The 13,623-nt window shown below is 71.0% G+C and carries 11 protein-coding genes, 1 pseudogene and 1 riboswitch; of the genes and pseudogenes, 7 read left to right on the top strand and 5 right to left on the bottom strand.

Going from position 1 to position 13,623, the window contains the following annotated elements; all coding sequences use genetic code 11:
* From VGS97_RS05940 to VGS97_RS05950, 3 genes are all read left to right on the top strand, one after another.
* On the top strand, nt 1-290 hold a 290-nt coding region (locus tag VGS97_RS05940), incomplete at its 5' end, for a hypothetical protein (RefSeq protein ID WP_326852201.1).
* A gap of 172 nt (nt 291-462) precedes the next feature.
* Nucleotides 463-552, top strand: a riboswitch (glycine riboswitch).
* Between the two features lie 185 nt (nt 553-737).
* A complete protein-coding gene (gene gcvP / locus VGS97_RS05945) occupies nt 738-3,698 on the top strand; it encodes an aminomethyl-transferring glycine dehydrogenase (protein WP_326852202.1) in 2,961 nt (986 codons plus the stop codon).
* Between the two features lie 110 nt (nt 3,699-3,808).
* Nucleotides 3,809-4,405, top strand: coding sequence for a Uma2 family endonuclease (locus tag VGS97_RS05950; RefSeq protein WP_326852203.1), 597 nt, complete (start codon nt 3,809-3,811; stop codon nt 4,403-4,405).
* A gap of 119 nt (nt 4,406-4,524) precedes the next feature.
* Here the strand turns inward: VGS97_RS05950 and VGS97_RS29435 are convergent.
* From VGS97_RS29435 to VGS97_RS05965, 3 genes and pseudogenes are all read right to left on the bottom strand, one after another.
* Nucleotides 4,525-4,698, bottom strand: a pseudogene (locus tag VGS97_RS29435) (DUF5999 family protein); the annotation flags it as partial.
* Between the two features lie 480 nt (nt 4,699-5,178).
* The gene (locus VGS97_RS05960; protein WP_326852206.1) at nt 5,179-6,330 is read right to left on the bottom strand and encodes a flotillin family protein; all 1,152 of its coding nucleotides are present in this window, start codon (nt 6,328-6,330) and stop codon (nt 5,179-5,181) included.
* A gap of 39 nt (nt 6,331-6,369) precedes the next feature.
* Nucleotides 6,370-6,612: a hypothetical protein gene (locus VGS97_RS05965; RefSeq protein WP_349261999.1), complete on the bottom strand. Its 243-nt coding sequence runs from the start codon at nt 6,610-6,612 to the stop codon at nt 6,370-6,372.
* 231 nt (nt 6,613-6,843) lie between these two features.
* Here VGS97_RS05965 and VGS97_RS05970 point away from each other — a divergent pair, with 231 nt between their 5' ends.
* Nucleotides 6,844-8,328: a glutamate--cysteine ligase gene (locus VGS97_RS05970; RefSeq protein WP_326852209.1), complete on the top strand. Its 1,485-nt coding sequence runs from the start codon at nt 6,844-6,846 to the stop codon at nt 8,326-8,328.
* A gap of 539 nt (nt 8,329-8,867) precedes the next feature.
* On the top strand, nt 8,868-9,680 hold the full coding sequence (locus VGS97_RS05975; RefSeq protein WP_326852210.1) for a type II CAAX endopeptidase family protein: 813 nt from the start codon (nt 8,868-8,870) through the stop codon (nt 9,678-9,680).
* A gap of 153 nt (nt 9,681-9,833) precedes the next feature.
* On the opposite strand, the gene VGS97_RS05980 is transcribed toward VGS97_RS05975, so the two are convergent.
* Nucleotides 9,834-10,571: a GNAT family protein gene (locus tag VGS97_RS05980; RefSeq protein WP_326852211.1), complete on the bottom strand. Its 738-nt coding sequence runs from the start codon at nt 10,569-10,571 to the stop codon at nt 9,834-9,836.
* Nucleotides 10,572-10,777: 206 nt separating this feature from the next.
* Between VGS97_RS05980 and VGS97_RS05985 the strand changes: the two genes are divergently transcribed.
* Nucleotides 10,778-11,782 carry an NADP-dependent oxidoreductase gene (locus tag VGS97_RS05985; protein ID WP_326852212.1) on the top strand — a complete coding sequence of 335 codons (1,005 nt, stop codon included), beginning with the start codon at nt 10,778-10,780 and terminating at the stop codon, nt 11,780-11,782.
* A 280-nt stretch (nt 11,783-12,062) separates the two neighbouring features.
* Here the strand turns inward: VGS97_RS05985 and VGS97_RS05990 are convergent, their stop codons facing one another.
* Nucleotides 12,063-12,728: a GNAT family protein gene (locus tag VGS97_RS05990; protein ID WP_326852213.1), complete on the bottom strand. Its 666-nt coding sequence runs from the start codon at nt 12,726-12,728 to the stop codon at nt 12,063-12,065.
* Nucleotides 12,729-12,918: 190 nt separating this feature from the next.
* On the opposite strand from VGS97_RS05990, the gene VGS97_RS05995 reads away from it, so the two are divergent.
* The gene (locus tag VGS97_RS05995; RefSeq protein WP_326852214.1) at nt 12,919-13,614 is read left to right on the top strand and encodes a class II aldolase/adducin family protein; all 696 of its coding nucleotides are present in this window, start codon (nt 12,919-12,921) and stop codon (nt 13,612-13,614) included.
* Nucleotides 13,615-13,623 lie beyond the last annotated feature (9 nt).

Genomic DNA, 13,623 nt, shown 5'->3' on the forward strand with positions numbered 1-13,623 from the left:
AGCGCGCCGCGCACGCGGCGCCGCCCGCCGTGGCCCTCGGCCCGCAGCGCCGCCCCCAGGAGCCCCGGCACGTCGAGTTCCAGGCCCCGCCCCCGATGCCGCCCATGCCGCGCCGCAGCACCCGCGAGAGCGAACTGCTCACCGCCGCCCGCGAAGTCGAGCGCTGGCGCGGCCTGCCTTCGGCCACCCGCATCAGCCGCGAGTTGGGCATCGGCATGCCGTTGGCCACGTCCCTGGCCAACGCGTTGCGCGATGAGGACGGCCCCGGGCAGGAGGACGTCGTCCCGTAGCCCTCCCCTCGCCGTGACCGTGCGTGCTGGGATGTCGGGTGGTGGTGCGGACGGCCACGGTAACGCCAGTAACGCATTGTCGACTGCGCCCCCGTGCCCGTGCCAAGGCCGGAGGCGCAGTTGGACGATCGGCATACGCGCCCGCCGCTGATACCGTGGGGTCATCAGCCGTTCATCCCGGACGGGAGAGTCCCGCGCACGCGGGCGCCGAAGGAGCAACTCCTCCCCGGAATCTCTCAGGCACACAGACCGTACGGGACAGGCGACTCTGGAAAGCGAGGACGCCGCCGCGCCCACAGGCAGGCAGTGCCTCCACCGACGGTGAAAACCGGCCGCCCGACCCCACCGGGGCGGGCAGGCCGGCGAAGCTCTCAGGTCCCGTGACAGAGGGGGAGAGGCCGCCGCGCGACCGTCGCGTGGCGCAGGGACCCGCCCCGGAGGCTCGCGATGGCCGACCACGAGACGACCGCTCCCCACCATCCGCCCGGCGGCACGTCCGGCGGCGGTACGGCGCCGCTGACCGAACTGGAGGCCGCGGCAACGTTCGAACGCCGGCACATCGGCCCCGGCCCCGAGGACCAGGCCAAGATGCTCGCGCTGCTCGGCTACGGCTCCCTCGGCGAGCTGGCCGAAGCCGCCGTGCCCGCCACCATCCGGATGACCGAGCACCTCGCCCTGCCCCCGGCGCGCTCCGAAGCCGAGGTGACCGCCGAACTGCGCGACCTGGCGGCCCGCAACCGGGTGCTGCGCCCCATGATCGGCCTGGGCTACCACGGCACCTTCACCCCGCCGGTCATCCGGCGCAACGTGCTGGAGAACCCCGCCTGGTACACCGCCTACACCCCCTACCAGCCGGAGATCTCCCAGGGCCGGCTTGAGGCGCTGCTCAACTTCCAGACCATGGTCGCGGACCTGACCGCTCTGCCGGTCGCCAACGCCTCCCTGCTGGACGAGGGAACCGCCGCCGCCGAAGCCATGACCCTGGCCAGGCGCACCGCGAAGAACGCCGGCCACACCTTCCTCGTCGACGCCGACCTGCTGCCGCAGACCCTCGCCGTGCTACAGACCCGCGCCGAACCGATCGGCATCGAACTGCTCGCCGTCGACCTGGCCGCCGGATCGCTGCCCGACGTCGAGTTCTTCGGCATACTCGCCCAGTACCCCGGCGCGTCCGGCGTGGTGCGCGACCTCGCACCGATCGCCGAACAGGCGCACGAGCGCGGCGCCCTGCTCGCCGTGGCCGCCGACCTGCTCGCCCTGACCCTGCTGCGCGCCCCGGGCGAGTTCGGTGCCGACATCGCCGTGGGCACCACCCAGCGCTTCGGCGTGCCGCTCGGCTTCGGCGGACCGCACGCCGCGTACATCGCCGTGCGCGACACCCTGGCGCGCGCGCTGCCCGGCCGCCTGGTCGGCGTCTCCCGCGACGCCGACGGCGCCCCCGCGCTGCGTCTGGCGTTGCAAACCCGCGAACAGCACATCCGCCGCGAGAAGGCCACCAGCAACATCTGCACCGCGCAGGTCCTGCTTGCCGTCGCCGCCGCCATGTACGCCGTCTATCACGGCCCCGAGGGCCTCACGGCGATCGCCCGGCGCGCCCACCGCTACGCCGCTGTGCTCGCCGCCGGGCTGCGCGCCGCCGGGTACCGCCTCGCGCACGAGGAGTTCTTCGACACGATCACCGTGCAGATCCCTGGTCGCGCTGCCGAACTGTGGCACGCCGCGCGCCTGGCCGGGATCGATATCCGCCTGGCCGGGCCGGACACCGTCTCGATCGCCTGCGACGAGACCACCACCTGGTCCGACCTTCAGGCGCTGTGGCAGGCTTTCGGCGCCGAAGGCCTTCAGGTGCACGCGCTCGACGCGAGCACTCCCGACGCCGTGCCCGCCGCGCTGCGCCGTACCAGCGCGTTCCTGACTCACCCGGTCTTCCACCGGCACCGCTCGGAGACCGCGATGCTGCGCTACCTGCGCCGGCTCGCCGACCGCGACGTGGCGCTTGACCGCTCGATGATCCCGCTGGGCTCCTGCACCATGAAGCTGAACGGCACCACCGAGATGGAGCCGATCACCTGGCCGGAGTTCGCCGACCTGCACCCCTTCGCCCCGCTGGAGCAGGCCGGCGGGTACCTGACGCTGATCGGGCAGCTCGAACGCTGGCTGGTCGAGATCACCGGTTACGATCGGGTCAGCATGCAACCCAACGCCGGATCGCAGGGCGAACTGGCCGGGCTGCTGGCGGTGCGCGCCTTTCACCGCTCCCAGGGCCAGGAGCAGCGTGACGTGTGCCTGATCCCGTCCTCAGCGCACGGCACCAACGCCGCGTCCGCGGCCATGGCCGGGATGCGCGTGGTTGTGGTCGCGTGCCGTGAGAACGGCGACGTGGACGTGGACGACCTGCGTGAGAAGCTCGCGCAGCACCGCGACCGGCTGGCTGTGCTCATGGTCACCTACCCCTCCACGCACGGAGTGTTCGAGGAGCAGATCACCGACGTGTGCGCGGCCGTGCACGAGGCCGGCGGGCAGGTCTACGTCGACGGGGCGAACCTCAACGCCCTGGTCGGCCTGGCCAAGCCGGGCCGGTTCGGCGCGGACGTCTCGCACCTGAACCTGCACAAGACCTTCTGCATCCCGCATGGCGGCGGCGGCCCCGGTGTCGGCCCGGTCGCGGTGCGCGCCCACCTCGCGCCGTTCCTGCCCAGCCACCCGCTGCACCCGGTCGCCGGCCCGCAGCGTGCCGCCGCGGCGGCTACCGGAGCCGGGTCCGTGGGCCCGGTCTCCGCCGCGCCGTGGGGCTCGGCCGGGATCCTGCCGATCTCGTGGGCGTATATCAGGCTGCTGGGCGCCGACGGCCTGCGGCGCGCCACACAGGTCGCGGTGCTCGCGGCGAACTACGTGGCCGCGCGCTTGGCCCCACACTACCCCGTTCTGTACACCGGCCCGACGGGGCTGGTCGCGCACGAGTGCATCCTGGACCTGCGCGAGATCACCCGGCAGACCGGCGTGAGCGTCGAAGACGTGGCCAAGCGCCTGATCGACTACGGCCTGCACGCCCCGACCATGTCCTTCCCGGTGGCCGGCACCCTGATGGTAGAGCCGACCGAGTCGGAGGACCGTGCCGAACTCGACCGCTTCTGCGACGCGATGATCGCGATCCGTGCCGAGATCGACCAGGTCGCCACCGGCGTCTGGGACCGTGAGGACAACCCGCTGCGCCAAGCCCCGCACACCGCCGCCACCCTCGTCGGCGACTGGACCCACCCGTACGAGCGGGCCACCGCGGTCTTCCCCGCCGGCCCCGCGCAGGCTGCCGACAAGTACTGGCCCCCGGTGAGCCGTATTGATGGCGCGTACGGCGACCGCAACCTGATGTGCTCCTGCCCGCCGGTCGCCGATCACGCGGAAGGCTGACGCGTCATCACCCGAGGGGCACCGCATCGACGTAGGTACGACGCCTGTGCGGTGCCCTGCGGGTCACCTAGCCTCGTCATGAAACTGACGTTGGAGGCATCATGGTTACCATGACCGCGCAGAAGATCGAGCCGAAAACCGAACCGATGATCGACCTGCCAGAGGACGGGATCATCACGCGGTCGGCCTTCGAAGCGCTGCCCCAGGTGCCCCGGGGATGGGCCTGGGAGCTGTGCTCCGGCCGCTTGGAGTTGACGTACATGCCTGTTACCGGTTGGCACTGGCTCGTGGTGCTCGCGGCGCTTGAATACTGGCGCGACCGCGGCCACGCGGTCCTCGGCGAGCAGTATGTCGCGGACAGTGGATTCGCGCGGCACATGTCCGGCAAGCACAACTTCGTCGCGGATGGGGTCGCGTTCAAGCCCGGGTACAAGCCCCATCCCAGGGCCAGTACGCATGGTGCGGCCAATCTGATTGCGGTCATCGAGGCTGTCTCCGAGGACAGCGAGGAACGCGACGCGGTGAGGAAGCGCGCGGTGTATGCGCAATTGGGTGTACCGAACTACTGGATCATCCGGGAAGCGTCCCCGAACGCCGACGATGAGGACGGGCTGATCAGTATGTACGAGCTCACCGATGGCGAGTACAAGCTGGCCGGCAAGAGGCTGGTCTCGCAGTTGAAGGACGCCGACGAGGTCGAAGAGTAGGTCCGGCTCTGCTCAACTCGGCGCGAGACGATCACTGATCGATCGCTGCTTGACGTTGTCGCGCGGGACGGGACGGTCCCGTTCCGCGCGACAACGTTCGTCGTTCGTCCGGCTCGGCGTCAGCGGCGCTGCGCCGGGATCAGTCGGCGGCCGGGCAGCAGCGCGCCGAGGTCGTCGAACACGATCACCCCGTTGCACAGCAGCGACCAGCCCTGCTCCGGGTGCGCGGCCACGACGTGGGCACGGTAGCGGTCCGCGGCGTCGGACGGCGGGCAGGCGGGCTGATGCGTGCAGCGCGTGACGCGTGCGGTCGTACTCCCCGTGTCGGCTGTGCTCCCCCTGGTGGCGCGGAGGGCCGAAGCCCCGGATCGTGCCGCGCCGGATGTGATAGCAGGCATTTTGTCCCTCCCTCGGGACGGGTGGTTCGCCTCTCACGGTAGTGTGCGCCACCGACAGGTTCGGGGGACACCTTCGACGCGTGATACGCCCCCTCGTGCGCTTGAACTACCCGATGGGGCGGGATTGGTATAGCCCAATCGGGCCATGCCAACCGGGTGCCAGGGAGAGTGGAGGGCACTTAACGTCGCAGCGCCCTCACGTGTGGTGATATGTGTGGTGAGCGGCCTGACCGTGCCTTGGTGCACGTCACGCGCTTCACCGCGTACCGGCCTGCGCCGTGCGGCCGTGCGGCGATGCGGTTGACGCGGGTGGGGCGCGGTTGCGTTGCCGCCGTGGGGGCGGCTGCTCGGCTGCTGACTGCTGGCTGCTTCTGGCTACTGCTGTCCGTCGCGTGAGCCGTCCGATTCCACGGCCTCGATCACGATCGGCTCCGTGCGTTCGGTGGACGGGGAGCCGATGCCGCGCTTGACCGAGTCCAGGATCGTGATGCCCTGGCTGACCAGGCCCGCGGCGATCTCGCCGAGGCCGTCCGCGCCGTTGAGCACGTTGACGTTCGCGCCCGCCAGGCCGCGGGCGGCCTCCTTGACGATCTGCGGGAGCTGGTCGATCAGCATCCGGTCCAGCGCGACGCGGTCGTTGGACGCCGCGGCTTCGGCCAGGATGCGGGTGCGCTCGGCCTCGGCGATCGCGAGCAGCCTGATGCGCTCGGCGTCGGCCTCGGCGGGCTTGACCACCTCGGCCACCAGCTGCTGCTGGCGCAGCTCGGCGGCGCGCTGCGCCAGCTCGGTCTGCGCTTGTAGCACCTCGCGCTGCGCGTTGGCCTGCGCGAGCGGCCCGGCCTGCGCGGCCTCGGCTTGCGCCCGGTCGATCTCGGCCTTGTACTGCGCCTGCACGACCGCGGTCTGCCGGGCGTACTCGGCCTGGTTGCGCTGCGCCTCCTGCTGCGCCTGCGTCGACGCCTGCGTCGCCTGGGCCTGCGCGATCTGCGCCTGGCGCTGGATGGCGGCCTTGTGCGGCGCGCTCATCGCGTCGATGTACCCGCTGCCCATGTCGTCGATCGACTGGATCTGTAGCGAGTCCACGATCAGCCCGATCTTCGCCATCTCCGCCTTCGAGGTGTCCAGCACCTCGGTGGCCAGCTTCTGCCGCTCGGTGACGATTTCCTCCACCGTCATCGACCCGATGATCGAACGCAGGTGCCCGGCGAAGATGCGCCCCGTCAGAATGGACATCTGGTTCTGGTCGGACAGGAAGCGCTGCCCGGCGTTCACGACGCTCTCGGTGTCGTTGCCGACCTTGAACGCGATGACCGCGCGCACCGTCAGCGAGATGCCCTGCCGCGTCACGCACGTCTCGGCCACCTCGGCCTCGCACATCGCCAGCGTCAGGAACCGCACCTTGCGGAAGACCGGCAGCACGAACGCGCCGTGCCCGGTGACCACGCGGAACGGCGCGCCACCCTGCCCCCGTTGCCCCCCGGAGATCAGCATCGCCTGGTCTGGGGCGGGCACCTTGTAGCCGAACATCGCTCACGACTCCTTCAGCCGCAGTTCCTCAAGTCGCAGTCAGCCGGCCTCGCCGGCCATGGGGCCGGGAGGATCGTCCCACTCGGCCACGTCCACCGTTCGCGTCCCGCGCGACTCCACCACCAGCACCGTCGCGCCGCGCGGCAGCGGTGTCTCGGACCAAGCCAGATACGTCTCCGAGCCGCCGCGGATCTTCACCAGGACCTCCCCGGGCCCGGCCGGGCCCCGGGTCGCGATCACCAGCACGCCCACGCAGCCGATCGCCGACTCGTCGCGCACCACTGCCGGCGCCCCCTCGTTCATGCGGTGAATCGCCCCTGGCAGTGGTCACACTACTCCCGCACGCCACGCTGCGCCCGCGACGGTGCCGCAGCACTCTGCGTCAGCGCTCCACGTCACTGCGCGCGGGTGCGCGCCTGGCGGTTCACCGCCGTATGGAGCAGCCGTGCCGCGGGTACCTGTGTACACAGGTTCAGGCGCGGCGGCCCGCCGCGCGGACGGGAGGGAGACCCGGTGGGCGAGCGCGTCACCGTGAAGGACCTGGCGTTCGACGGCCTGGACCGGGCCAGGTTCCGCAGCCGGCTCGGCGCCTGTCAGCAGGTGTTCGAACGCATGCTGGCGGAGGACCGCTTCGAGAAGGGCCGCAAGCTGTGCGGGATCGAACTCGAACTGGTCCTGATCGACGCGCAGGGCCGCCCTGCGATGGTCAACACCGAGGTGCTCGAACAGATCGCCTCCGCGGACTTCCAGACCGAGCTGGGCCTGTTCAACCTGGAGGTGAACATGGCCCCGCACAAGCTGGTGGGCACCGTGTTCTCCGAGCTGGCCGAGGAGCTGCGCACCGCGCTGCTTTACGCCGACCAGGTCGCCGCCCCCCGCGGGGTGCGCACCGCGATGATCGGGATCCTGCCGACCCTGGACGCCGCGCACATGGTGCGCGAGCACTTCTCCGCCGACGACCGGTACGTGCTGCTCAACGACCAGCTGGCCTCGGTGCGCGGGGAGGACTTCCAGCTGCGCATCGACGGGCCCGAGCCGCTGGAGTCGACGTTCACCACCATCCTGCCGGAGGCCTGCTGCACGTCGGTGCAGTTCCACCTCCAAGTCAACCCGGAGGGTTTCGCCCCGGCGTGGAACGCGGCGCAGGCGATCGCCGGGCCGCAGGTGGCGCTCGGGGCGAACTCACCGTTCCTGTTCGGCCGACGACTGTGGCACGAGACGCGCATCGCGCTGTTCGAGCAGGCCATCGACTCGCGCCCGGCGGAGCTGGCGGCGCAAGGCGTGCGGCCGCGGGTGTGGTTTGGCGAGCGGTGGATCCAGGGCCCGGCGGAGCTGTTCCGGGAGAACCTCACGTTCTTCACCGCGCTGCTGCCGCGCCTGGACGCCGAGGACCCGGAGCAGGCTCTCGCTGAGGGCCGCGTGCCGCACCTGCGGGAGCTTCGGCTGCACAACGGCACGGTGTACCGGTGGAACCGGCCGGTCTACGACGTGGCGCGCGGAAAGCCGCATCTGCGGGTGGAGAACCGGGTGCTGCCCGCCGGGCCGACGGTGCTCGACGTGCTGGCGAACGCTGCGTTTTATTACGGGCTGGTGCGCGCGCTGGTCGAGTCGGAGGCACCGGTGTGGCGGCGCCTGTCGTTCGCGGCGGCACGCAACAACCTGCACGCTGCCGCGCGCGACGGCATCGGCGCGAAGCTGCTGTGGCCGGGGCGCGGGCAGGTGGCGGCCTCGGAGTTGGTGCTCGGCGAACTGCTGCCGTTGGCCGCGGCGGGGCTGGACAAATGGCGCATCGACCCGAACGAGCGCGACCTGTACCTGGGCATCATTGAGGCGCGTGCCCGCACCCGGCGTAACGGCGCGGTCTGGCAGCTGGAGCAGGTACGCCATCTGGAGGAGAAACGCGGGTTGAGCCGCGTCGAGGCGTTCGCCGCGATGGTGCCGCGATACGCGGAGCTGGCGCGCGACGGGGAACCGGTGCACACCTGGCCGATCGGGTGAATCGATCGGATTATCGGGCCTGGCGCCGAGGCGCGCGGGCATCACCTGCGGCTAGTTCTACCGTCCGTGCGTCACTTGAATGAGTGAAGGATGATCAGGGGATATCGGGCATTTCTCGGTGCCGAGTAAGGCCGTTGCCCGATGATGAGCCGGATTGTTCTGGTCTCCGTATCACTCGCTCGCTCGGCGACGTGCGGAGGATGGGACTAGTTCGTCTCGTAGCTCGTGCTACGCGAACTGCTCGTGTGTCGCCCGGGTAAAGGCCGGGTCCGCTGTCGGTGATCGGCTGTGATGATCGCCGACAGTCGGCAGTCGATCGCCTCGGCCGGTCGCCATGGCTATCACCGAGGTCGATCATCGTGGCTGTCAGCAAGCGCGGCTGCTGCTGAGCCGGTCCCGAGAACCCGCCGCGGGTACGTGGTGCGGCACGCGTCATCAGGCTGCCGTGGCACACTGCGCCGATGGACCCCGCACGGCTGCGCACGCGCCTGACACGCTCCCCAAGCGGCCCCGGGGCGGCACGTAGGAGGCACGCACCGATGGCCGCGCTCGACAACGCCCCGCCCCGCGCCGAGACCGGCCCGTGGCCGTGGCCGACCGCGTACACCCGCAGGCTGATCGCGTTCGAGGTGGCGGCGGTGCTCGCGCTCAGCCTCGGTCGCTCGGCGATCGGCGCGCTGATCGACCTGGGCGGTTCGCTGACCGCGCGTAAGGCGTTGAGTGCGCAGCACGCGACGCTCAACGCGTCGGCCGCGCCGGGTCGGCCGTGGCTGGACTTGTCTTACCAGGTCTATGGGATCGCGTTCGGGTTGGCGCCGGTGCTGCTGGTCGCGTACCTGCTGGCGCGTGAGGGGGCGTCGCTGCGCACGCTCGGTGCGGACCGCTCGCGGCTGTGGCGGGATCTCGGGCTCGGCGCGCTGGTGGCGGCGGTGATCGGCGGCAGTGGGCTCGGCCTGTACCTGGCCGCGCACGCCCTGGGCGCGGCGCTCACGGTGGTGCCCACGTCGCTGCCACCGGTGTGGTGGCGCATCCCGGTGCTGGTGGCCTCGGCGTTCCAGAACGCGGCGCTGGAGGAGGTGGTGGTGCTCGGCTACCTGCTGCGCCGGTTCGATCAGGCTGGCTGGTCGCGCGGTCGCGCCGACTCGGTCAGCGCCCTGATCCGTGGGTCGTACCACCTGTACCAGGGCTTCGGCGGGTTCGTCGGCAACCTGGTGATGGGGTTGATCTTCGCGCGGCTCTACCGGCGGTGGGGGCGGGTGACGCCGCTGCTGCTGGCGCACGCGCTGATCGACACGACGGCGTTCGTCGGGTATGTGCTGCTGGCCGGGCACGTCAGCTGGCTTCCGCACTGACGCGGCGCTGATACGGCTTTTGTGCTTTGTGCCGCCAGAGTGCACGGCACAGCCGGGTGTGGCGCGCTTTCCGGCGCGCCACGCTCGACCGGACGAGGACAAGAATCACGGCGCCGGGGAAGAACCGGCGCCGCGGGTGCCACTACGCGGCGACTATGCGGCAACCGGCGTGGGCTGTGCGGCGCCGCTCTGTTCCGCGGACTGCTGCACCGACTGCTCCAAGGGCTGATCTGCGGGCTGTTCCGGCGACTGCACTCCGTGCCGGGCCAGGCGCGCGGTCAGCAGGTTCTTGGCCGCCTGCCACTCGCTGGACAGGATCGAGAACAGCGCCGAGTCGCGTACGCCGCCCTCGGACGCCGGGAAGTGCGCGCGGCGCACCCCTTCGAAGGTGGCGCCCAGCGCCAGGATCGCCGTGCGCGAGCGCTCATTGCGGGTGTCCGCCTTGAACGAGACCCTGTGCACCCGCCAGGTCTCGAAGGCGTGCGTGAGCATCAGCAGCTTGGCCTCGACGTTGATGCCGGTGCGGTGCGCGCCCGGCACCAGCCAGGTCGAGCCGATCTCGGCCGCGTCCGGCACCTGCGAGGGATTGACGTGGCCGTGCCGGGGCGGCCAGACCCCGGCGTTCCAGTATTCGAGCTCGCGGAACCGGGTGGAGCCGACGACCCGGCCGGTGCGCAGATCAACGGTGGCGAACGCTACCCCGGCGTGCGCGCGCAGGTCATCCGCGGCGACGTCGAGGTAGCGGCGCACGGCCGCACGATCCTTGGGTACATAGGTGTACCCGAACGACGTGCGATCCTCGGTGGCTGCCGCGAGCAGCGGCTCAAGGTGGTCCTCGCACATCGGTTCCAGCCGCATGAGGCGACCGGTCAGCGTGATGGGTGCTGGCATGGCGCACATCATGCACGGATCGCCCCGCCGTGGGGAGAGACACGACGCAACAGGCACCCGGGCGGTTTTCCCGGCGGCTCTCCCGGCACTTTTCCACAGGGGCCGTGCCGCCGGAACGCACCTGGCCCTAAGATCGTTTCAAGCGGTGAAGCAGTGACGCACCGTGCAATTCCCGGCGAGTCCCCGGCGAGGAAGGCCCTGCGACGATGACGACCTTGGCCCGCGAATACCATCTGGCCGCCCGGCCCCAGGGCACGCCCACGGCCGAGCACTTCCGCCTGGTCGAGCGGAAGTTGCCGGACCCGGGTCCAGGGCAGGTGCTGGTGCGCAACGAGGTGCTCTCGGTGGACCCGTACATGCGCGGGCGGATGAACGACGTCAAGTCGTACGTGCCGCCGTTCCAGGTGGGCGAGCCGCTGGAGGGCGGCGCGGTCGGCACGGTGCTCGCCTCCGGCGACCCGTCGGTGCCTGTGGGCGCGAGCGTGTTGCACATGGCCGGGTGGCGTGACCACGCGCTGATCCCGGCGTCGGCGGCAACCATCGTGGACACCGCCGCCGCCCCCGCCGGGGCGTACCTCGGCGCGCTGGGCACCACGGGCCTGACCGCTTGGGGCGGGCTGCTGATCGCGGCCGAGTTCAAGGCCGGGGACACCGTGTTCGTCTCCGGGGCGGCCGGCGCGGTCGGGTCGGTCACGGGGCAGATCGCGAAGCTCAAGGGCGCCGCGCGGGTGATCGGCTCGGCCGGAGGAGAGGCCAAGGCGCGCTCGCTGACCGAACGGTTCGGCTTCGACGCCGCGATCGACTACCGGGCCGGGGACGTGCGCGGGCAACTCGCCGCGGTGGCGCCGGGCGGCATCGACGTGTACTTCGACAACGTGGGCGGCGAGCACCTGGAGGCAGCGATCACCGCCATGCGACGCCACGGCCGCATCGCGCTGTGCGGGGCGATCGCGCAGTACAACGCCGCCGAGCCGCCGCCTGGGCCGCGCAACCTCGGGCTCGCGATCGGCAAGCGCCTCACGCTGCGCGGCTTCATCGTGCTGGACTACCAGGACCGCTTCACGCAGTTCGCCGCCGAAATGGGGCCGTGGCTGGCGTCGGGGAAGATCGTGGCCGCCGAAACGGTAGTCGACGGGCTCGAAAACACCCCGCAGGCGTTCCTGAACCTGTTCAGTGGAGGGAACACCGGCAAGATGCTGGTGCAGCTTTAGGAGTCTGATGAAGATCTTGAAAGAGCGCCCGGATCATACCGGTTTGTCCCGATCGATATTTACTGGCGATCCAGGGTGACCAGGGCGAATCGGGCTGCCGGAGCAAGATCTAGCAAGATCTTCAGTGCACTCCTAGACGCTGATCTAGCCACGTTGCATGGCATCCGGCCGCTGGCTGCATCCCGGTGCACTGTGTCGCGCGGCGAGAGGGCGCGTCGCATGGCGGTGATCGTCGGCTCCGGGTGCCTACCGCCCCCGCTGCGGTTGCGGTGCGTCGCGGCTAGAGCGGGTCGCCGGGGATCAGTGAGCCGATCCAGATGTCGGTGCGGCGGCCGCGGTGCACCATGCGGTTGCGCAGCGTGCCCTCGATGGTGAAGCCGACCTTGACCGCGAGATGCCGGGATGCGTCGTTGCCGTCGAATGCGATCCACTCGATGCGTTGCAGGCCGAGTTCCGCCAGGCCCCACCGGCACAGCGCGCGCACGGCCTCGGCGGTGTAGCCCTGGCGGCGTGCGTACGGTGCCGTCCAGTAGCCGACTTCGGCACGCGCGCCGTGCCTGGCCTCGGGCCCGGTGATGCCATGCAGGCCGGTCATACCCAGCAGTCGCCCGCCGACCGCGCTGTAGACCGCGAAGACCGCGTCCGTGCCCGCCGCCAGGCCCGCGGGCACGGACTGCTCGACGAAGTGACGTGCGTGCTCGTACTCGTACGGCGAGGGCACCATCGTCCAAGCCTGGATGTCCGGATCCTGGCAGATCTCGTGGATCGCGGGGATGTCCGCGGCGCCGGGCGCGGCCAGCACCAAGCGGCCAGTGCTCAGCACGATGCCGGTCAGGTCACGCGCGGGCGGCGGGCCCGGCGAAGGCGGGGGTGCGGGCACTGTGTCCCTTGTGTCCCTATCTCCGTGTGTGTCCGTGTTCGGGTGCCGCTCGGCTGTCTCTGCCATGCCGGGGACGCTACCGGGGCCGCGGCGCGGCGGCCAGCGGAAAACGGCCGCGCGGGCGCCGTGATCGCGGCGCTGCGATCCTGACACTGTGCCCCCGCTGCCGCACCGGCCTTGACACCGCGCTGCCGCGCGCGGAGCATGAACCCGACAGTAAACATGAGCGCACGTTCATGTTCTATGGAGGTCCCTGATGCTGCTGGCCGAAGAACGCGAAGCCCTCGTCGCGGCGGGCCGCCGCCTGGCCGCGCGCGGACTGGTGATCGGCACCAGCGGCAACCTCTCCGCCCGCCGCGACGACCTGGTGGCGGTCACCCCGACCGGCGCGGTGATCTCCGAGCTGACGGCAGAGGACCTGACCGTGATCAGCCTCGCGGACGGCGCCGTCCTCGACGGCGCGCTGGAGCCGACCAGCGAGGTGCCGATGCACCTGGCGGTCTACCGGGCCACCGGCGCCGGCGCGATCACGCACACCCACGCCACGACCACCACCGCGATCGGCCTGGTCTGTGACGAGGTCCCGATGATCCACTACGTGATGATCGGCCTGGGCGGCCCGCTGCGCGTCGCCCCCTACGCCACCTACGGCACGCAGCAGCTGGCCGAGCACGTGGTGGCTGCCCTCAGCGGCCGGCAGGCCGCGCTCATGCGCAACCACGGCTCGATCGCGCTGGGCTCCACGGTCGCCAAGTCCGTGGACAACCTGGAGCTGGCCGAATGGTGCGCCGAGACCTACCTACGCGCCGCCACGCTCAGCGCCGCGCTGCACGGCCCGCTGACCGGCCCCGGCGGCGTCACCCCGCGCGAGCTGACCGCCGAGGAACAGGCCGACGTGATCAACCAGGTGCTGGCCGGCGGTTACGGCGGCACCAAGAAGATCGGCAAGTGAGCGGTACGT

The organism is Actinocrinis sp. (assembly GCF_035946395.1).
Classification (GTDB): domain Bacteria; phylum Actinomycetota; class Actinomycetes; order Streptomycetales; family Catenulisporaceae; genus Actinocrinis.

Coding starts and splice junctions, on each gene's coding strand:
- gcvP (WP_326852202.1), top strand. CDS start 738: ATGGCCGACCACGAGACGACCGCTCCCCACCATCCGCCCGGCGGCACG.
- VGS97_RS05950 (WP_326852203.1), top strand. CDS start 3,809: ATGACCGCGCAGAAGATCGAGCCGAAAACCGAACCGATGATCGACCTG.
- VGS97_RS05960 (WP_326852206.1), bottom strand. CDS start 6,330: ATGTTCGGCTACAAGGTGCCCGCCCCAGACCAGGCGATGCTGATCTCC.
- VGS97_RS05975 (WP_326852210.1), top strand. CDS start 8,868: ATGGCCGCGCTCGACAACGCCCCGCCCCGCGCCGAGACCGGCCCGTGG.
- VGS97_RS05980 (WP_326852211.1), bottom strand. CDS start 10,571: ATGCCAGCACCCATCACGCTGACCGGTCGCCTCATGCGGCTGGAACCG.
- VGS97_RS05985 (WP_326852212.1), top strand. CDS start 10,778: ATGACGACCTTGGCCCGCGAATACCATCTGGCCGCCCGGCCCCAGGGC.
- VGS97_RS05990 (WP_326852213.1), bottom strand. CDS start 12,728: ATGGCAGAGACAGCCGAGCGGCACCCGAACACGGACACACACGGAGAT.
- VGS97_RS05995 (WP_326852214.1), top strand. CDS start 12,919: ATGCTGCTGGCCGAAGAACGCGAAGCCCTCGTCGCGGCGGGCCGCCGC.